This window comes from Sphaerisporangium rufum, assembly GCF_016863395.1.
Classification (GTDB): Bacteria; Actinomycetota; Actinomycetes; order Streptosporangiales; family Streptosporangiaceae; genus Sphaerisporangium; species Sphaerisporangium rufum.
Map to the genome: position 1 here is coordinate 85,241 of NZ_BOOU01000053.1, position 19,105 is coordinate 104,345.

Genomic DNA, 19,105 nt, shown 5'->3' on the forward strand with positions numbered 1-19,105 from the left:
CTGTGAAGGCCGTCGTGATGGCGGGCGGGGAGGGCACTCGGCTGCGGCCGATGACCGCCAACCAGCCCAAACCCCTGCTCCCGGTGGTCAACCGTCCCATCATGGAGCACGTGCTGCGGCTGCTGAAGCGGCACGGCTTCACCGAGACGGTCGTCACCGTGCAGTTCCTGGCCGCGCTGGTGCGCAACTACTTCGGCGACGGCGGCGAGCTGGGCATGCGCCTGCACTACGCGACCGAGGAGATCCCGCTCGGCACGGCGGGCAGCGTCAAGAACGCGGCCGACAAGCTGCGGGACGAGCGCTTCCTGGTCATCTCCGGCGATGCGCTCACCGACATCGACCTGACCGACATGATCAGGTTCCACGAGGAGAACGGCGCGCTGGTCACCATCGGCCTCAAGCGGGTGCCGAACCCGCTGGAGTTCGGCATCATCATCGTCGACGACCACGGCCGGGTGCAGCGGTTCCTGGAGAAGCCCACCTGGGGCCAGGTGTTCTCCGACACGGTGAACACCGGCGTGTACGTCATGGAGCCCGAGGTGCTGGACGAGGTGGCCGGCGGCGTGCCGGTCGACTGGTCCGCCGACGTCTTCCCGCGCCTGCTGGCCCGGGGCGCCCCGCTGTACGGATACGTGGCGAGCGGTTACTGGGAGGACGTCGGCACCCACGAGAGCTACCTGAAGGCGCAGGCCGACGCCCTGTCGGGCCGGGTGCGGCTGGACGCCGACGGGTTCGAGCTGTCCCCGGGCGTGTGGGTCGCCGAAGGCGCCTCGGTGGACCCGGACGCGGTGTTGAAGGGCCCGCTCTACATCGGCGGGTACGCCAAGGTCGAGGCGGGCGCCGAGCTGCGCGAGTTCACCGTGCTGGGCGACAACGTCGTGGTCAAGGAGGGCGCCTTCCTGCACCGCGCGGTGGTGCACGACAACGTCTACGTCGGCTCGCGCGCCCACCTGCGCGGCTGCGTGATCGGCAAGAACACCGACGTGATGGCCGGCGCCCGGATCGAGGAGAACGCGATCGTCGGCGACGAGTGCGTGATCGAGTCCGAGGCGTACGTCACCTCCGGAGTGAAGATCTATCCGTTCAAGACCATCGAGGCCGGCGCGGTGGTCAACACCAGCGTGATCTGGGAGTCGCGCGGCCAGCGCAGCCTGTTCGGCCAGCGCGGCGTCTCCGGCCTGGTGAACGTGGAGATCACCCCGGAGCTGTGCGTGCGGCTGGCCAGCGCCTACGCCACCACCCTGAAGAAGGGCGTCTCGGTCGTCACCTCCCGCGACGGCTCGCGGGCGGCCCGGGCCCTCAAGCGCGCGGTCATCAGCGCGCTCACCGCCAGCGCGATCAACGTCCTGGACCTGGAGGCGACGCCGCTGCCGGTGGCCCGCTTCCACACCTCCAAGGAGACGGTGTCGGGCGGCATCGCGCTGCGGACCACCCCGGGCGACCCGCAGAGCGTCGACATCATCTTCATGGACGAGAACGGCGCCGACCTGTCGCAGAACGCCCAGCGCAAGCTGGAGCGGGTCTTTTCCCGGCAGGAGTTCCGGCGGGCCTTCCCCGGCGAGATCGCCGACCTCACCTTCCCGGCCAGGGCGGTGGAGGACTACACGCGCGAGCTGCTGCGCTGGGTGGACATGAGCGGCGTGCGGGACGCCGAGATGAAGGTCGTCATCGACTGCGCGGGGGGCACCGCGGCCCTGGTGCTGCCCAGCCTGCTCGGCCGGGTCGGGGTGGACGTGCTCACCGTCAACAACCGCCTGGACGACGCCTCGCCGACCGAGACGCTGGCCGAGCGGCGCCGCGACCTGCAACGGCTGGCCGAGCTGGTCGCCTCCTCCCGGGCGGCCTTCGGCGTCCGCTTCGACCCGGTGGGGGAGCGCCTCTCGCTGGTCGACGAGATGGGCCAGCTGATCAGCGAGGAGCGCGCCCAGCTGGTGGTCCTCGACCTGGTCGCCGCCGAGCGCCGCGGCGGCCGGGTGGCGGTGCCGGTGACCACCACCCGGGTCGCCGAGCAGGTCTGCCGATTCCACGGCGCGCAGGTGCAGTGGACGCCGACCACGGTGGACGCGCTGACCGCCGCGGCGGCCGACCCCGAGCTGATCTTCGCCGCGGACGGGCGGGGCGGGTTCATCGTGCCGGAGTTCGCGCCGACCGTGGACGGGCCGGCCGCGTTCCTGCGGCTGCTCGGCCTGGTGGCCCGCACCCGGCTGTCGCTCAGCCAGATCGACGCGCGGATCCCGCAGGCCAGGATGCTCAAACGCACGGTCCCCACCCCCTGGGCCGCCAAGGGCGCGGTGATGCGGTCGGTGGTCGAGGCGGCCGACGGGCACCGGCTGGACACCACCGACGGTGTGCGGGTGGTGCACGACGACGGCTGGGCGCTGATCCTGCCCGACCCGGCCGAGGCGGTGACCCACCTGTGGGCCGAGGGTGACGACATCGATGTCGCCCAGGCGTTGCTGGAGCGGTGGGCACGCGTCGTCGAGCACGCGGTCGGCACCTGAATGGGGTGCCGGCGGCGGGACACGCCGCCGAATCGGTGGGATCTTCTGGTGCGAACAGCCTGATTATCGGCAAATTCGAACGGCGTGCCGGATGGACCATGAGCGCGATGGGACGGTAGCTTTGGACCGGCGCGGCGAGCCGAGTCGGAGGGAGGGCGAGCGCCGGCAGGATGCGGACGCGAGCCCCCCGTCGCCGAGGACCCGAGCCAGCCTCACCACACCCGTCCGAACACATGGGCGTGCCCTCGCCTTGACCAGTGCCTCTCATCAGCGTAAGTTGCGGCATTCGCAGTCTGAGCAACCATGAGAAGCGAAGAGCCGGGGGACACCGTTCACAGCACCGTCGCCGCGACTTCGCGGTAGGAGGACGAGCCGATCGATGCCGAGCGTCTACTGCACGCAGTGCGGTCATGCCAACCCCGATGACGCCCGTTTCTGTTCACGGTGCGGCTCGCCGCTGAATCGTGTCGAGAGCAGCACGCCAGGGGACACCACCTCGACGATCTCGCTCACCGGGATCGAGGCGATGGACTCCGATGCGACGGGACAGACGCTCCTTCCCGACCGGGCGGCGGTCGAGCAGCTGCCCCCGGGCACGGCGCTGCTGGTGGTCATGCGCGGCCCGAACGCCGGGAGCCGGTTCCTGCTCGACAGCGACCTCACCACCGCCGGCCGCCATCCGGAGAGCGACATCTTCCTGGACGACGTGACCGTCTCCCGCCGGCACGCCGAGTTCTACCGCCGGGGTGACTACTTCACCGCCCGCGACGTCGGCAGCCTCAACGGCCTCTACGTCAACCGCGAGCGCATCGAGGAGCAGCCCCTCACCGGCGGCGACGAGGTTCAGATCGGCAAGTTCCGGCTGGTGTTCCTCACGCGTGGGTGACGGGGCACGGTGATGGGGGCGCCTGCCGCGAGGGCGTTCATGAGCATCGGGGAGGTCCTGGAGATCCTCCGGGCCGAGTTCCCCGACGTCACCGTCTCCAAGATCCGGTTCCTGGAGGGCGAGGGGCTCATCGAGCCGCAGCGCTCGCCCTCGGGGTACCGCAAGTTCAGCCACGCGGACGTCGAGCGGCTGCGGTACATCCTGACCGCGCAGCGGGACCGCTACCTCCCGCTGCGCGTGATCAAAGATCATCTGGACACCGGCCGGCCGGACGGGGCCGCCGGCGCGCGGCCGCGGGCGGTCGGCGCCGAGGCCGCCCCGGCCGAGGTGCGGCTCAGCCGGGCCGAACTGCTGGAGGCGGCCGGGCTGGCGGAGGAGACGCTGGCCCAGCTGGAGGACTACGGGCTGGTCACCCCGGTGGCCCGCTGGTACGACGCCGAGGCCCTCACCGTGGCCCGCGTCTCGGGCGTGCTGGCCGGTTTCGGCCTGTACCCCCGCCACCTGCGGGTGCTCAAGGCGGCGGCCGAGCGGGAGGCCGGCCTGGTGGAGCAGGCGGTGGCGCCGCTGCAGCGGCGCCGGGCCCCGGGGGCCGCGGCGCGGGCCGAGGAGGCCGCCCGTGAGCTGTCCGGTCTGCTGCGGGAACTGCACGCCGCCCTGGTACGCGGGGGCCTCAAGGGCGTTCTGGGCCGCTGACGGAGTCGCCCGGTCAATCAGCGCCGCGAGGATGTTACGTTGAGTTTTGCGGCGATGGTCACGCCGCGAGCCGAGAGCCCCCGCAGGGCCGGTCCCGGGCCGGCACTCGCGAGCCGACGAGACGGAGCCGCCTGTGTTGCAGATGGAGGTCGTGGGCGTACGCGTGGAGATGCCCACCAACCAGCCCATCGTCCTGCTCAAGGAGGCGAAGGGGGAGCGTTACCTGCCGATCTGGATCGGCATGACCGAGGCGACGGCCATCGCGCTGGCGCAGGCCGAGGAGCCGCCGCCCCGGCCGCTGACCCATGATCTGTTCAAGGACGTGATCGAGGCGCTCGGGGTGCGGTTGCAGACCGTCAACATCGTCGCGCTGCGCGACGGCATCTTCTTCGCCGACCTGGTGTTCTCCAACGGGGTGGAGGTGAGCGCCCGGCCGTCGGACTCGATCGCGCTGGCCCTGCGCACCGGTGCGGGGATCTTCGCGAGCGAGGACGTCGTCCGCGAGGCCGGAGTGATCATCCCCGACGACCAGGAGGACGAGGTCGAGAAGTTCCGGGAGTTCCTTGACACGATCACCCCGGAGGACTTCGGGCGGGCGGGATAGTCATATCGGGCATTTACGCTTCACGACGCGCCGGGCGGGATCGTTGACTGAGCATCCGACCGGTCCTACGGTGCAAGGGAACCCACGGTTGTAATTCACGAACCCCCAGATCAGGCCGTGGGATGAGAGAAAGCCGGAGGTCCGCAAGTGGCGGTCAGCAGCGGCGAGGGAAAGACGGCCGGCCCGCATGATCCGGCGCGACGCGAGTCGGCGCGGGAGCGTGCGGGCGAGCAGGGGCTGTTGTTCGATGATCGGCCGGCGTCCCTGCCGGCCGACGTGGGATACCGCGGCCCCACGGCCTGCTCGGCGGCCGGCATCACATACCGGCAGCTCGACTACTGGGCCCGCACCCAGCTCGTCGAGCCGTCGGTGCGGCCGGCGCAGGGGTCGGGGTCACAGCGGCTCTACGGCTTCCGCGACATCCTCGTGCTCAAGGTGGTCAAGCGCCTGCTCGACACCGGGGTGTCCTTGCAGCAGATCCGCACCGCCGTGCAGCACCTCAGGGAGCGCGGGGTCGACGACCTGGCGCAGATCACCCTGATGAGCGACGGCGTGAGCGTCTACGAGTGCACCTCGGCCGACGAGGTGATCGACCTGCTGGAGGGCGGCCAGGGCGTGTTCGGCATCGCCCTGGGCGGCGTGTGGCGCGAGGTCGAGGGGTCGCTGGCGGAGCTGCCGGGGGAACGGGCGGAGCCGGCCGATCACGGGGGGCCGGCCGAGCACCCCGGTGACGAGCTGGCTCGGCGCCGCAGGGCCCGTCGCACGGGCTGAGACGTTCTCGGGGAGCGGGGGCGCCGGGCGGTCCCGCCGATGGTGGGGCGCCGACTCCGGCATACCGGTGGATAGGGGTATCCCTGGTCGCGGGGCGAGACGGTACCATTGAGCCAAGGCTGACGACCCTGTGCGGGAGAGACCAGGGTGCGAGCCGGTCTCGCGCCCAGCGGCGTGGTGCCGGTGAGCGCCGCTGGCGCCGAAGGAGCAACCTCCCCGGAATCTCTCAGGCACCCGTACCGCACAGGCGAGGCGCCTCTGGAAAGTAGACGTGCCCGCCAGGCGTGTCTCACCGACGGTGCAAATCCCGAAATCAGGGATGAAGCTCTCAGGTCGCGATGCACATATCGCGCTGACAGAGGGGGAGACCCGGTACTCGCGCGCGCCCAGCGCCCGGTCTCGAACCTCCAGGAGGGCCCCATGACCGATCGGTCCCCGCTCCGCGATCTCTCCGCCCCACCCTTCGCCACCCGGCACATCGGCCCGGCCGACGCCGACCAGGCACGCATGCTCCAGGTCGTCGGATACGCCTCGGTGGACGACCTGGTGGCGGTCGCGGTGCCGGAGGCGATCCGCGCCACCGACCCGCTGGACCTGCCCGCCGCGGCGAGCGAGACCGAGGCGCTGGCCGAGCTGCGGGCGCTGGCCGCCGGCAACCGGGTGCTCACCTCCATGATCGGCCTCGGCTACCACGACACCGTCACCCCCGCGGTGATCCGCCGCAACCTGCTGGAGAACCCCGGCTGGTACACCGCCTACACCCCCTACCAGCCGGAGATCTCCCAGGGCCGGCTGGAGGCCCTGCTCAACTTCCAGACCGTCGTCGCCGACCTGACCGGGCTGGAGGTGGCCGGCGCCTCCCTGCTGGACGAGGCCACCGCCGCCGCCGAGGGCATGACGCTGGCCCGGCGGGCCGGCCGGGCCAAGAGCCCGGTGTTCGTGGTGGACGCCGACGCGCTCCCGCAGACCCGGGCGGTGCTGGCGACCCGTGCCGAGCCGCTCGGCATCGAGCTGGTCGAGGCCGATCTCACCGCCGGTCTGCCCGACGGCGAGCTGTTCGGCGTCCTGGTGCAGTATCCGGGCGCGAGCGGCCGGGTCGCCGACTTCCGCGCGGTCGCCGACCAGGCGCACGCGCGCGGCGCGCTGGTGGTGGCCGCCGCCGACCTGCTGGCGCTCACCCTGCTGGAGGCCCCCGGCACGCTCGGCGCCGACATCGCCGCCGGATCCTCCCAGCGCTTCGGCGTCCCGCTCGGCTTCGGCGGCCCGCACGCCGGCTACCTCGCGGTCCGCGAGGGGCTGCAGCGCCAGCTGCCCGGCCGGCTGGTCGGGGTCTCCCAGGACGCCGCCGGCCGCCCCGCCTACCGCCTGGCCCTGCAGACCCGCGAGCAGCACATCCGCCGCGAGAAGGCCACCAGCAATATCTGCACGGCGCAGGTCCTGCTCGCGGTCATCGCGGGCATGTACGCCGTCTACCACGGCCCCGACGGCCTGCGGCGCATCGCCCAGCGGGTCCACCGGCACGCGGCCGTGCTCGCCGCCGGCCTGCGCGAGGGCGGCGTCGAGGTGGTGCACGACGACTTCTTCGACACGGTGCTCGCCCGGGTGCCCGGCCGGGCCGAAGGCGTCGTGGCCGCCGCCCGCGAGCGGGGGATCAACCTGCGGCCGGCCGGTCCCGATCACGTCGGTGTCACCTGCGACGAGACCACCACCACCGGGCACCTGGCCGCGGTCTGGGCGGCCTTCGGGCTCCCGGGCGTGCTGCCGGAGGACCTGGACACCAGCACCGCCGACGCCCTGCCGGAGGCGCTGCTGCGGCGTACCGACTTCCTCACCCACCCGGTCTTCCAGGCCCACCGCTCGGAGACCGCGATGCTGCGCTACCTGCGCCGGTTGCAGGACAAGGACATCGCCCTGGACCGGTCGATGATCCCGCTCGGCTCGTGCACCATGAAGCTCAACGCCACCACCGAGATGGAGCCGATCACCTGGCCGGAGTTCGCCGGCCTGCATCCCTTCGCCCCGGCCGACCAGGCGGAGGGGTACCTGCGGCTGATCGATGACCTGTCGCGGTGGCTGGCCGAGGTGACCGGGTACGACGCCGTCTCCCTGCAGCCGAACGCCGGCTCCCAGGGCGAGTTCGCCGGCCTGCTGGCCATCCGCGCCTACCACCGCTCGCGCGGCGAGCACGAGCGGGACGTCTGCCTCATCCCGTCCTCCGCGCACGGCACCAACGCCGCCAGCGCGGTGATGGCCGGCATGCGCGTGGTCGTGATCGCCTGCGACGACCGGGGCAACGTCGACCTCGCCGACCTGGACGTCAAGATCGAGCGGCACCGGGACCGGCTGGCGGCCATCATGGTGACCTACCCGTCCACGCACGGCGTCTACGAGGAGACGATCACCGAGATCTGCGAGCGGGTGCACCGGGCCGGCGGCCAGGTGTACGTGGACGGCGCCAACCTCAACGCCCTGGTCGGGCTGGCCCGGCCCGGAGCGTTCGGCGCGGACGTCTCCCACCTCAACCTGCACAAGACCTTCTGCATCCCGCACGGCGGCGGCGGCCCGGGGGTGGGCCCGGTCGCGGTGCGCGCCCACCTGGCCGGCTTCCTGCCCGGCCACCCGCTGGCGGGCGGCGGCCCGGTGGGGCCGGTGGCGGCCGCCCCCTACGGGTCGGCGGGCATCCTGCCGATCTCCTGGGCCTATGTCCGCATGATGGGCGCCGACGGGCTGCGCGCCGCCACCGAGCAGGCCATCCTGTCGGCCAACTACCTGGCCCGGCGGCTCGCCCCGCACTACCCGGTGCTGTACACCGGCCGCGAGGGCCTGGTCGCGCACGAGTGCATCGTGGACCTGCGCCCGATCACCAAGGAGACCGGCGTCACGGTCGACGACGTGGCCAAGCGGCTCATCGACTACGGCTTCCACGCGCCCACCATGTCCTTCCCGGTGGCCGGGACGCTGATGATCGAGCCCACCGAGAGCGAGGACCTGGCCGAGCTCGACCGGTTCTGCGATGCGATGATCGCCATCCGCGAGGAGATCGCCAAGGTGGCCTCCGGCGAGTACGACCGGGCGGACAACCCGCTGCGCGGCGCCCCGCACACCGCCGACTGCCTGGTCACCGACGACTGGAAGCACCCATACGGCCGGGCGGAGGCCGCCTACCCGGTCCCGGCGGTGCGCGAGGCCAAGTACTGGCCGCCGGTCCGCCGGATCGACCAGGCCTACGGCGACCGCAACCTGGTCTGCTCCTGCCCGCCGCTGGAGGCCTACGAAGACTAGCCGTCACGCCCCAGGCGATCATCCGGATCGGCATAATATGTCGGGCGCGAGCGCGCGCCCGCCGCCGATCGGCCCGGGCCCCTGCCGATCCGGAGATGAGGTCGTTGGTGATGGCGGCGCACGAGGTGGAGTCCGGACGGCCGATCGACGACGCGCGCCGGCTGGCCGAGGACGGTGACCTCGACGCGGCGGCGGAGATCTTCACCCGGCTGGTCGCCGACGAGGGCGCGGCCGACCGCGCCCAGGCGGCGGTCGGCCTCGCCGTGGTGCTGGAGAAACGCGGTGACCTGACCGGCGCCCGGGCGGCGGCCCGGGCGGCGCTGGCCACCGGGCATCCCGAGTACGCGGCGCAGGCGGCCTGCCTGCTGGCCCGCGGCTTCGAGCGCGAAGGCCTGGCCGACCAGGCACGCGCCGCCTGGCAGGCGGTCATCGGGGTCGGCACGCCCGCCTACCTGCCCGCCGCCCACCTCGGGCTGGCCCGGATCGCCGCCGAGGAGGACGACGGCGCGGTGGCCGAGGAGGAACTGCGCGCCGCGCTGGCCACCGGGGACCCCGAGGCGGGGTCGCACGCGGCCCAGATGCTGGCCGAGCACCTGCTGGCCGCCGGCGAGCCGGGTGCCGCGGCCGACGCGCTGCTGGACGCGCTCGCCCTGCCGGGCGCCGCCGACCCCGGGCGGTTACGGGTGCTGCTCGGCATGGCGCACCTGGACATGGCCTGTGGCGAGTTCGCGGCCGCCGCCGGCGAGCCGGGTGATGTGGACGGCGCCGCGCTCGCGATCGAGCTGCTGGCCCGAACCCTGCCGCTGCGCGGCCGGGACGAGGACGCCGAGGCGGTCTGGTCGTACGGTCTGGACCATCCCGACGAGGCGGTCGCCGAGCAGGTACGGCTGCGCCTGCGGCGCGGGGACGACCCCGCGCCCGGCGCCGGTCCGCAGGCGTAGCGCGCGGTGGCCGGGGTCAGTGGCGGCGGCGGCCCACGGCGACGGCCATGTTGACCAGCACGATCCCGATCCAGGTGATCAGCAGGCCGACCATGCCGGAGGCGTCCGCCGCGATCGCGGTCAGCGGCACGCCGATGCCCAGCGAGCCGAGTGCCACCGGGATGGTCGGGTCGGTCTGCTTGCGGGGCTGCTGGGGCGGCACCGGGCCCCCGTAGCCGTGGTGCCCGCCCGGGTGATGGCCGCCCTGCTGGGCCGCCACCTCCTGGCGGATGCGCGTGTCGATCGCGGCGTCCATCTTGTGAAGGAAGGACTCGATCAGCGCGTTGTCGTATTCGGGGCCGAGATCCCGGCGGGCCTCCACGGTGGCGCGCAGCTCGTCATGGGGGAGTGTATTGTCCGGCACTCCTCCAATGTGGCACAGATCGGCGCGCCGTGGGCATCCCCCGCCGGTAGGAAGCGGGTCCTCCGCCGGTACGGTGTGCGGCATGCGGATCGTGACACCGGCCGGGACGGCGACCGCGGAGATCGACGAGGCGCGCGACCCGCGGTTCTTGTGCGTGTTGACCCATGGGTCGGCCGGGGGAGTGGAGTCGGCGGACCTGCTGGCCGTGCGGGACGCGGTGACCGCGATCGGCGGCTCGGTGGCCCGGGTCGTCCAGCCCTTCCGGCTGGCCGGCGCCCGGGCGCCGGGTTCGCCGGAGCGGCAGGACCGGGCGTGGGGGGTCCTGGTGGCGGCGCTGCGCATCCGCTTTCCGGGGCTGCCGCTGGTGCAGGGCGGGCGGAGCAACGGAGCGCGGGTGGCCTGCCGGACCGCCCGGGCGGTGGGGGCGCGGGCCGCGGTGGCGCTGGCCTTCCCGCTGTGCCCGCCGGGCCGGCCGGATCGGTCCCGGGCTCCGGAACTGCGGGCGGCGGGGACGGAGGTGCTGGTGGTCGCCGGCGGCCGGGACCGTTTCGGGGTGCCCGAGGCCGCGGACGCGACATCGCTGGTCGTGCTCCCGGGAGAGGGGCACGACCTCGACCGGGATCCCGCCCGGGTGGGCGAGACCGTGGCCGGCTGGCTGGAGCCGCGGCTCGGCTGAACTCAGGCGGCGCTGACGGCCAGGTCGGTGGGACGGTGCGGAGCGATGACCGCGCCGTCGGGCAGGAGCTCCCCGGTGTCCTCGAAGAGCACGATGCCGTTGCACAGCAGGCTCCACCCCTGCTCGGGGTGGGCCGCGATCGTGCGGGCGGCTTCGCGGTCCGGCGCGGTCGTGTCCGGACAGGACGGCTCATGCGGGCACATCGGCGTGCCTCCGGTTTTCTCTCTCGATCCGGTGCTCGGCCAGGGGCCCCGGAGCCGGCGCCATCGCCGGCCGATTCCCCTCCCCCGTTGGACGAGGACGAGCGCTGTGTGGTTGACATGTGCGCCACGGCACATCTACAGAGTAAGTGTGCTGCGGGTCACACGCGGGCGACATAGCCCGTTAGGACGGTTTCGATCCTTCGATTAGGGGGTCCGAGGGGGCCCGAAGGGCTGGTTCGGCGGTGTGACCTGCGACACAAGCGTGCCGCAGGGAAGATAACGGTCCAAGCACGACTCGCCGCCGGGCGGATAAACGTACGGTTACGTATCGGCAAGGCCGGCGAGCAGCGCGTCCAGGCCGCGCTCGAAGGCCGCGACCGCCTCCTCGGCCGGCTCGCCGGCCGCCGCCGGCCCGTCCCCGGCGGCCGCGGCGGCCCAGCCGGAACGCTGGATCTCCACCGCGACGCTGCCCATCACGTACGCGCGCAGCGCGCGCACCGCGGGTGCCGCGTCGGGGAGGCCGGCCGCGGCCAGCTGCTCGGCCTGCTCGCCGATGGACAGCAGCGCGGCGCCCCGGGGCGGCCGGGTCAGCGCCAGGGCGAGCACTCCCGGATGGGCCAGCAGCGCCTGGCGGGCGGCGTGCGCCCACGCCCGCGCGACCTGCGGCCAGCCGGACAGGCCGCCCGGGTCGACGTGGACCGCCGTGACGTGCTCGGCGAGCGCGTCCATCAGCGCGTCCTTGCCGCGCGGCAGGTGGTGGTAGATCGCCATCGCCTCCACCTGCAGGGCGTCGCCGAGGCGGCGCATGGTCAGGCGGCGCAGGCCCTGGCCGTCGGCGATGTGCAGGGCCGCTTCGATGATGCGATCGCGCGACAGCGGCACGGGAGGTCGTTTCGCAGGCATGCACGGCATGATCCGGCTTCGGGCTTACTTTGTAAAGGGCGCCGCGCCTGTAATGGACACCTACGCGGGGGCACCGGCACGAGCGCCACCCGCTCCGGCGTACGCTATGGCCAGCGAGAAACCGCCGGATCACCGGCGAAAGCCGAGAAAGGGCAGGCGATGGCGTTTTTCCGTCCGAGTGTGAGCCGGGAGGCGGAGGTCAGGCACCACGCCGACCAGGAGGTCGGGAACAGCTTCCCGCGGCTGCTGGAGAAGGCCCGCGAGGCGGAGCACGCGCTGCGCGCCGCCCAGGCGGCACAGGTGCCCGATGACGAGCTTCGCGCGGCCGGGCTGGCGTTCGACCGGGCGCTGACCGACGCGCTGCGCGCCGCCGAGGCGGCCCGGCGCGCGGCGTTCGGGATCAAGGCGTACGACGACCGCATCCGGCGGCGCAAGGGGGTGGCCACCCCGCACGGCGCCATGTGGGACGCCGAGGTGAGCCGGCTGCGCACGCTGCGCGAGGAGCACCGGCTGACCGGCATCGCGCGCGTGCCGCGGCCGATGCCCGCCGCGGGCTGAACACGGGACGGGCGGCCTCCCGCACGGGAGGCCGCCCGATCACGTGGCGGTCAGCTGGCCCAGTCGAGCAGCGGACGGGTGTTGCTCGGGTGGCGCAGCTTGGACAGCGACTCCTTCTCGAGCTGGCGGATGCGCTCACGGGTCAGGCCGAGATGCTTGCCGATCTCGTCCAGCGTGTGCGGCTTGCCGTCCACCAGACCGAAGCGCAGGGCCATGATCTTCGCCTCGCGCGGGGTGAGGTTGCCGAGCACCCCGCGCAGCTCGGCCCCAAGCAGCTGCCGGTCGACGACCTCCGAGGCCTCCGGGGCGTCGACGTCCTCGATGAGGTCGCCGATGGTCGTCTCGCCGTCCTCGCCGATGGTGGCGTTCAGGCTGATCGGCTGGCGGCTGGTGCGCAGCAGCTCCTCGATCTGGTCGGGCGTCTTGTCCAGCTCGACCGCCAGCTCCTCGGGAGTGGGCTCCCGGCCGAGCCGCTGGTGCATGTCGCGCTCGATCCGCGAGAGCTTGGACAGCATCTCCAGCACGTGCACCGGCAGCCGGATCGTGCGGGCCGAGTCGGCGAAGCCGCGCTGGATGGCCTGGCGGATCCACCACATGGCGTAGGTCGAGAACTTGTAACCCTTGGAGTAGTCGAACTTCTCCACGGCCCGGATGAGCCCGAGGTTGCCCTCCTGGACCACGTCGAGCAGGGCCATGCCCCGGTCGGTGTACTTCTTGGCGACCGAGACGACGAGGCGGAGGTTGGCCTCCAGCATGTGGTCCTTGGCGCGGCGACCGTCCTCGACCACGCACGCCAGGTCGGCGCGCCGCTCGGCGCTGAGCCGCTCGGTCTCCAGCTTGTGCTCGGCGTACAGGCCGGCCTCGATGCGCTTGGCCAGCTCGACCTCCTCGGCGGCGGTCAGCAGGGTGCGCCGGCCGATCGACTTGAGGTAGGTGTGCACCGAGTCGCCCATGACCGAGGACTGGTCGTCCAGGTCGAGGGTCTCCTCCTGCAGATCGGCCTCGGTCGGCTCCTCCCAGGCGTCGGCCTCGGGGGAGCCGTCGGGACGGGCGGGGGCCGGCCGGGCGGCGGGGTCAGCCGCGGCGCGACGGGCGGCGGCGCCGCGGGCGCGCACGCCGGACGGCGTCTCGGCGGTGCCGCTGGTGGTGCCGCTGGTGGTGACCGTGGCGGTCCCGGCGGCCCGTCGTGCGGTGGTCTTGCCGTGGGTCTTGGTCGTCACTGTCGTGCTCTTACGGCTCTTTCCCGCCCGTCCGGCGGCGCGTGGCTCGGTCTCGGCGTCGGCACCCAGCCGCACGCCGGCCTCGGTCAGCTCGCGCACGATCGAACGGCCCTTCGCCGGGCCCACGTGCGCAGCGGTGAACGCCTCGCGCAGCTCCGCGAGGGACAGGTGACCTTGCGCTCGGGCGCGGTCGAGGACCTGGGCGAGGGAGGCCTGGGGCGCCTCGCGCTCGGTGGTGGTAGCCAGGGCGGTTCGGGGCATGAGCACACCTCCTCCGTCACGGAGTCGTCTTGTCCGGTTCATGGGATGGCGCGGCGGGTCGGCGTCCGGCGCCAGTATCAATAACGTCGTGGCGCGGTTTTTGTTCCCGGGTATCCTCCGGCCGCCGCAGGTCGTCCTCCTCATCGTCTCACCTGTCGTCGCTGGTTCTCCGCTCCCTGCCCCGGATCCGGGCCCTGACACGGCCGGAGGCGGGCCGCCACTGCGGCCCGCCTCCGCGGGGTCGTCGTCCGGCGCGTCCGGCGCGCCCGTCCTGGCTCGTGCGCCGCCCGGCCGGCTACTTGGTGGGCTTGGCGGTCGGCTTGGCCTCCGGGGTGAGGACGGGCATGGGCAGCGGCTCGGCCTGCTCCATCCGGCGCTCGGTCCAGTGCTCGGCGACCTTGAGCGGGTCGGGGTTCATGTTGTGGTCCTCGGCGACGATCTCGCTGGGCGCGCGGGTGGGCTCGGCGTTCTTGTCGACCGGGCCGGGAATCTGGCCCGGGGCCTCGCCGGGCCGCGGGGTGGTCGCCCCGCCGACCTGGCCGACCTGCGCGGTGGTGTCGACCCGGCCCGACGCGGCGGCCAGCGCGACCGAGACGCCGCCAGCGAGGACCACACCGGTCACTCCGGCACAGATCCACATCTTTCGGGTTGGGTTCATCGAGGTTTCCTTCCTAGCTCCATCTGTCCCCTATGACGAGCGATGGGGACATAAGGTTCCCCTGTGCCGGGCCATTGTGGTCAAGAAACCTCTGCTGTGCTGGCAAACCGTGAAATATCACGACGAATCTGGACGATGTCGGGCTTGCCGTTGGGCAGCAGTGGCAAGCGGTCGACCACCATCAGCGCGCGGGGCGCCGCGTACGCGGGCAGGCCGGCCTTCACCAGGGCCCGCAGCCCGGGCAGCGACGGGGGAGCGGCCGGGTCGGCCGGCACGACGACCGCGACCACCTCCTCGCCCCAGTCCGGATGGGGCCGCCCGACCACCACCGCCTCGCGCACGGCGGGGTCGCCGGCCAGCACGCCCGCCACCGCGCCGGCCGTCACCTTGCGGCCGCCGGTGTTGATCACGTCGTCCGCGCGGCCGCTCACCCGCAGCCGGCCGCCGGCCACCACGCCGAGGTCGGCGGTGCGGAACCAGCCGTCCGGCCGGGCGGCCGCGGTCAGGTCGGGACGCAGCCGGTAGCCCGTGAACAGCACCGGGCCGCGGATCATGATCCGCCCGTCGCCCGGTCCGGCCGCCACCTCCACGCCGTCGAGCGGGACGCCGTCGTAGACGCACCCGCCGCAGGTCTCGCTCATCCCGTAGGTGGTGACCACCCGTCCGCCCGCGCGCCGGGCCGCCGCCAGCAGGCCGGGCGGGGCGGCGGCGCCGCCGAGCAGCACGGTGCGGAACCGCGACAGGTCGGCGCCGTGGTCGATCAGCCGGCGCAGCTGGGTCGGCACCAGCGACACGTGATCGGCGCCCGCCGCCGCCACCGCGGCCGGGGAGAAGCCGGGGTGGATCAGCGGCTCGGACCCGGCGAGCAGCGAGCGGACCAGCACCTGCAGCCCGGAGACGTGCGAGGGGGGCAGGCAGCACAGCCACCGCTCGCCAGGCCCGGCCGACAGCCGCCGCAGCGAGGCAGCCGCGGCGGCCGACAGCGCGGCGGCCGACAGCTCCACGCCCTTGGGCGGCCCGGTGGACCCGCTGGTGGTGATGACCACCGCGGTGCCGGCGCCGGCCGGCACCCCGTCCGGGACGGTCCGGGTGCCCTCCGCGGTGACCAGGTGAGTGGGGCGCACGGCCGCCAGCACGTCCCGCAGCGCGGGCGCGGGCAGGTCGGGATCGAGCGGGACGATCGCCGGGCCGTCATCGTGCAGCGCCCGGCGGACCAGGTCGAACAGGGGCGGACCCGCAGGCAGGACCACCGCGTGCACAGGTCGCTCACTCACGGTCGTAAGGTTAGTCCCGTTGGACTGCGCCCCCGCGCGGGCCGGGTGGCGCAGGCGAGTGAGGAGCGAGAGTGACCCTGAGCACCGTCGACTGTTCCGCTTCCCGCGCCGTCCCTAGATGAGGCCCGTCTCCGGCGTCACGCGCGCGCGCGTTCTCCGGCCGGCCCCCCGGCCGGTGGAGGGGGGCAGGTGAATCCGGCGACCGCGTTCTGCGGCGTGCTCGTCGACGAGCTGGTGCGCTGCGGCCTGACCGACATCGTGCTCGCGCCCGGTTCGCGGTCGGCGCCGCTGGCGATCGCCGCGCACGGCGACCCGCGGGTGCGGCTGCACGTGCGCGTCGACGAGCGGTCGGCCGCGTTCCTGGCGATCGGGCTGGCCCGCCGGTCCGAGCGGCCGGTCGCGGTGGTGTGCACCAGCGGCACCGCGGCGGCGAACTTCCACCCGGCGGTGATCGAGGCGCACGAGGCCGGCGTCCCGCTGCTGGTGCTGACCGCCGACCGGCCGCCGGAGCTGCGCGGCACCGGGGCCAGCCAGACCATCGACCAGCTCAAGCTGTACGGCTCGGCGGTGCGCTGGTTCGCCGAGGCCGGGGTGCCCGAGGACCGTCCCGGCCAGGTGGCCTACTGGCGCTCGCTGGCCGGTCGCGCCTACCAGCGGGCCCTCGGCCCGGGCGACCCCGGGCCGGTGCACCTGAACCTGGCCTTCCGCGAGCCGCTGATCCCCGACGGCGACACCACCTGGTGCGAGCCGCTGGAGACCGGCGTCACCGGGCCGTGGGTGCGGGTGCGCGTCGCGCCGTCGTCGGCGGGCCTGCACGTGCCGCCCACCCGGCGCGGCGTGCTGGTGGTGGGCGACGGCGCGGTCAACGTGCGGCGCTACGTCGCGGCGGCGGGCATGGCGGGGTGGCCGGTCCTGTCGGAGCCCAGCGGCGGCGGCCGGTACGGGGATCACGCGATCTCCGCCTACCATTTCCTGCTCGGCACCCCGGGGTTCGCCGAGGCGCACCGGCCGGACGTGGTGGTCACCCTGGGCCGGCCCAGCCTGTCCCGCCCGTTGCTGGCCTGGCTGCGGCACGCTCCCGAGCACATCGTGGTCACCTCCGCGCCGGCCCGCTGGCCGGATCCCACCCGCTCGGTCACCCAGGTCGCCGAGGCGGTGGAGATCACGGCGGCGGCCGGCGACGACGGCTGGCTGCGTGCCTGGCGGTCCGCCGACGCCGCCGCCCGGGAGGCGGTGGACGCCGTGCTCGACGGCTCGCCGCTGAGCGAGCCGCGGCTGGCGCGCGACCTGGCCGACGCGCTGCCCAACAACGCGCTGCTGTTCTGCGGCTCCTCCATGCCCATCCGCGATCTCGACCAGGCGATGCGCCCGCGGCGGGGCCTGCGGCTGATGGCCAACCGCGGCGCCTCCGGCATCGACGGCCTGGTGTCCACCGCGCTCGGCGCGGCGCTGGCGCACAACGGCCCTTCCTACGCGCTGCTCGGCGACCTCACCCTGCTGCACGACCAGAACGGCCTGATCCTCGGCCCGCGCGAGCCCCGCCCGGACCTGTGCCTGGTGGTGGCCAACAACGACGGTGGCGGCATCTTCTCGCTGCTGCCGCAGGCGGCGCTGCCCGACTCCTTCGAGCGGGTCTTCGGCACCCCGCACGGGGTGGACCTGGCGAGCGTGGCGGCGGCCACCGGCACCCCGCACACCCTGCTGGATTCGGCCGCCGGCCTGTCCAAGGCGATCAGGGGCGAGGGCGTGCGGATCGTGGAGGCGCGCACCGACCGGGCGGAGAACGCGCGGGTGCACGCGGAGATGCGCGAGGCGGCGCAGGCGGCGGTGCGCGCGCTCGGCTAGGTCATTCGCCGCAATAGGGTGGTGGCCATGCATGTCGAGGAATGGCTCCAGGCGATCCCCCCGGTGTGGATCTGTGTCATCGTCGGCGTCGTCATCGGCGTGGAGAGCCTCGGCATCCCGCTGCCCGGCGAGGTGGTCCTGGTCAGCGCCGCGCTGATGTCGGCGCAGCACGTGGTCAGCCCGGTGTGGGTGGGCGTGTGCGCCAGCGTGGGCGCCATCATCGGCGACTCGATCGGGTACGCCATCGGCCGCAAGGGCGGGCAACCGCTGTTCGACCGCCTCGGCCGGCGTTTCCCCAAGCACTTCGGGCCCGAGCACATCGCCAGGGCGCAGCGGGTCTTCGACCGGTACGGCATGTGGACGGTGTTCTTCGGCCGGTTCGTGGCGCTGCTGCGCATCCTGGCCGGCCCGCTGGCCGGCGCGCTGCGCATGCCGTACTGGCGCTTTCTGGTGGCCAACGTGCTCGGTGGCATCCTGTGGGCCGGCGGCACCACCGCGGTGATCTACTATCTCGGCATCGTGGCCGAGCGCTGGCTCAAGGGGTTCTCCTGGGTCGGCCTGGTCGTGGCGTTGCTGGTCGGCCTGGGCACGACCCTCTACATCAAGCGCAAGGCCCTGCGGGCGGCCGGCGAGAGCCCCGTGCCGGGCCCGGACCCGGAGGACGGTCAGCGTTCGATCAGCGTGACCTCCAGCGAGTAGTGCGAGGCGCGGTAGACATGCGAGCCGTGCTCGACGGCGCGCCCCTGGTCGTCGTACCCGGTGCGGGTCATGGTGAGCAGCGGCGCGCCGCGGCGCTCGTCCAGCAGGCGCGCCTCGGCCGGGGTGGCCGACCGCGCGCCGATGCGCTGGCTGGCCACCCGCATGCGCACCCCGCCGGTGCGCAGCAGCTCGTACAGGCCGTGCTCCTCCAGCGCCTGGGGGGTGAGCGCGGCGAGCCCGGCGGGCAGCCAGTTGTGCAGCAGGGCCAGCGGCTCGCCCGCCGCGTAGCGCACCCGCTCGAGTTCGAGGACCTCGGCGCCCGGTGCCAGGCCGAGCACGCCCGCCACCTCCTCGCCGGCCGGTACCGGCCGTAGCGAGATCACCCGGGTGGTCGGCGTCTGGCCGGCCAGGCGCAGGTCGTCGTAGAGACTGGTCAGCTTGACCGAGCGCTTCACCTGGCCGTGCACGACCTGGGTGCCGACGCCGCGCTTGCGCACCAGCAGGCCCTTGTCCACGAGATACTGGATGGCCTGGCGGATGGTGGGGCGGGACAGGCCGAGCCGGTCGGCGAGCAGGATCTCGTTGTCCAGCCGCGCGCCGGGCGCCAGGTCGCCGCGCCGGATGGCCTCGGAGATCTGCTCGGCGACCTGGAAGTAGAGCGGCACCGGGCTCGACCGGTCGAGCGCGATGTCGAACCCTGTGCTCATGCCCGCTCCCGGCGCCGAGG

The 19,105-nt window shown here is 73.6% G+C and carries 18 protein-coding genes and 1 riboswitch; of the genes, 11 read left to right on the top strand and 7 right to left on the bottom strand.

Annotated features, from left to right (window positions below):
• Positions 1-2 precede the first annotated feature (2 nt).
• The 7 genes from Sru01_RS19125 (at position 3) to Sru01_RS19155 (ending at position 9,678) form a co-directional block, all read left to right on the top strand.
• Entirely contained in the window at positions 3-2,501 is a 2,499-nt protein-coding gene (locus Sru01_RS19125) for a mannose-1-phosphate guanyltransferase (protein ID WP_203988241.1), read from the top strand.
• 379 nt (positions 2,502-2,880) lie between these two features.
• Positions 2,881-3,387 carry an FHA domain-containing protein gene (locus tag Sru01_RS19130; protein ID WP_203988243.1) on the top strand — a complete coding sequence of 169 codons (507 nt, stop codon included), beginning with the start codon at positions 2,881-2,883 and terminating at the stop codon, positions 3,385-3,387.
• Positions 3,388-3,426: 39 nt separating this feature from the next.
• Positions 3,427-4,080: a transcriptional regulator FtsR gene (gene ftsR, locus Sru01_RS19135; protein WP_239137554.1), complete on the top strand. Its 654-nt coding sequence runs from the start codon at positions 3,427-3,429 to the stop codon at positions 4,078-4,080.
• Between the two features lie 133 nt (positions 4,081-4,213).
• The gene (locus tag Sru01_RS19140; RefSeq protein ID WP_203988247.1) at positions 4,214-4,684 is read left to right on the top strand and encodes a bifunctional nuclease family protein; all 471 of its coding nucleotides are present in this window, start codon (positions 4,214-4,216) and stop codon (positions 4,682-4,684) included.
• 147 nt (positions 4,685-4,831) lie between these two features.
• Positions 4,832-5,455, top strand: coding sequence for a MerR family transcriptional regulator (locus Sru01_RS19145; RefSeq protein ID WP_203988249.1), 624 nt, complete (start codon positions 4,832-4,834; stop codon positions 5,453-5,455).
• A gap of 123 nt (positions 5,456-5,578) precedes the next feature.
• A riboswitch (glycine riboswitch) is annotated at positions 5,579-5,707 on the top strand.
• Between the two features lie 168 nt (positions 5,708-5,875).
• On the top strand, positions 5,876-8,737 hold the full coding sequence (gcvP, locus tag Sru01_RS19150) for an aminomethyl-transferring glycine dehydrogenase (protein WP_203988251.1): 2,862 nt from the start codon (positions 5,876-5,878) through the stop codon (positions 8,735-8,737).
• A gap of 95 nt (positions 8,738-8,832) precedes the next feature.
• Positions 8,833-9,678 carry a tetratricopeptide repeat protein gene (locus tag Sru01_RS19155; RefSeq protein ID WP_239137555.1) on the top strand — a complete coding sequence of 282 codons (846 nt, stop codon included), beginning with the start codon at positions 8,833-8,835 and terminating at the stop codon, positions 9,676-9,678.
• A gap of 16 nt (positions 9,679-9,694) precedes the next feature.
• On the opposite strand, the gene Sru01_RS19160 is transcribed toward Sru01_RS19155, so the two are convergent.
• Positions 9,695-10,081 carry a hypothetical protein gene (locus Sru01_RS19160; protein ID WP_203988260.1) on the bottom strand — a complete coding sequence of 129 codons (387 nt, stop codon included), beginning with the start codon at positions 10,079-10,081 and terminating at the stop codon, positions 9,695-9,697.
• Between the two features lie 82 nt (positions 10,082-10,163).
• Here Sru01_RS19160 and Sru01_RS19165 point away from each other — a divergent pair, with 82 nt between their 5' ends.
• On the top strand, positions 10,164-10,757 hold the full coding sequence (locus tag Sru01_RS19165) for an alpha/beta hydrolase family protein (protein ID WP_203988262.1): 594 nt from the start codon (positions 10,164-10,166) through the stop codon (positions 10,755-10,757).
• A 2-nt stretch (positions 10,758-10,759) separates the two neighbouring features.
• On the opposite strand, the gene Sru01_RS19170 is transcribed toward Sru01_RS19165, so the two are convergent.
• Together Sru01_RS19170 and Sru01_RS19175 are read right to left on the bottom strand one after the other, a co-directional pair.
• The gene (locus Sru01_RS19170) at positions 10,760-10,960 is read right to left on the bottom strand and encodes a DUF5999 family protein (RefSeq protein ID WP_203988264.1); all 201 of its coding nucleotides are present in this window, start codon (positions 10,958-10,960) and stop codon (positions 10,760-10,762) included.
• 321 nt (positions 10,961-11,281) lie between these two features.
• A complete protein-coding gene (locus Sru01_RS19175) occupies positions 11,282-11,863 on the bottom strand; it encodes a TetR/AcrR family transcriptional regulator C-terminal domain-containing protein (RefSeq protein ID WP_203988273.1) in 582 nt (193 codons plus the stop codon).
• Between the two features lie 180 nt (positions 11,864-12,043).
• On the opposite strand from Sru01_RS19175, the gene Sru01_RS19180 reads away from it, so the two are divergent.
• A complete protein-coding gene (locus Sru01_RS19180; RefSeq protein ID WP_239137556.1) occupies positions 12,044-12,421 on the top strand; it encodes a hypothetical protein in 378 nt (125 codons plus the stop codon).
• Positions 12,422-12,471: 50 nt separating this feature from the next.
• Here Sru01_RS19180 and Sru01_RS35730 read toward each other — a convergent pair whose 3' ends face one another.
• The 3 genes from Sru01_RS35730 to Sru01_RS19195 all read right to left on the bottom strand — a co-directional run bounded on the left by Sru01_RS35730 (position 12,472) and on the right by Sru01_RS19195 (position 15,834).
• Positions 12,472-13,902, bottom strand: a complete 1,431-nt coding sequence (locus tag Sru01_RS35730; RefSeq protein WP_239137557.1) for an RNA polymerase sigma factor — start codon at positions 13,900-13,902, stop codon at positions 12,472-12,474.
• Between the two features lie 295 nt (positions 13,903-14,197).
• Positions 14,198-14,560 (bottom strand): hypothetical protein, encoded by a 363-nt coding sequence (locus Sru01_RS19190; RefSeq protein WP_203988277.1) that lies wholly within the window; start codon positions 14,558-14,560, stop codon positions 14,198-14,200.
• A gap of 80 nt (positions 14,561-14,640) precedes the next feature.
• Positions 14,641-15,834, bottom strand: a complete 1,194-nt coding sequence (locus tag Sru01_RS19195; protein WP_203988281.1) for an AMP-binding protein — start codon at positions 15,832-15,834, stop codon at positions 14,641-14,643.
• Between the two features lie 189 nt (positions 15,835-16,023).
• Here Sru01_RS19195 and menD point away from each other — a divergent pair, with 189 nt between their 5' ends.
• Positions 16,024-17,679, top strand: coding sequence for a 2-succinyl-5-enolpyruvyl-6-hydroxy-3-cyclohexene-1-carboxylic-acid synthase (gene menD, locus Sru01_RS19200; protein ID WP_203988283.1), 1,656 nt, complete (start codon positions 16,024-16,026; stop codon positions 17,677-17,679).
• Between the two features lie 27 nt (positions 17,680-17,706).
• Positions 17,707-18,378: a DedA family protein gene (locus Sru01_RS19205; protein ID WP_203988285.1), complete on the top strand. Its 672-nt coding sequence runs from the start codon at positions 17,707-17,709 to the stop codon at positions 18,376-18,378.
• Here the strand turns inward: Sru01_RS19205 and Sru01_RS19210 are convergent.
• Complete coding sequence (locus Sru01_RS19210; protein ID WP_203988287.1) at positions 18,345-19,085, bottom strand: GntR family transcriptional regulator; 741 nt, start codon at positions 19,083-19,085, stop codon at positions 18,345-18,347. The two genes, Sru01_RS19205 and Sru01_RS19210, sit on opposite strands and share 34 nt — an antisense overlap.
• Positions 19,086-19,105 lie beyond the last annotated feature (20 nt).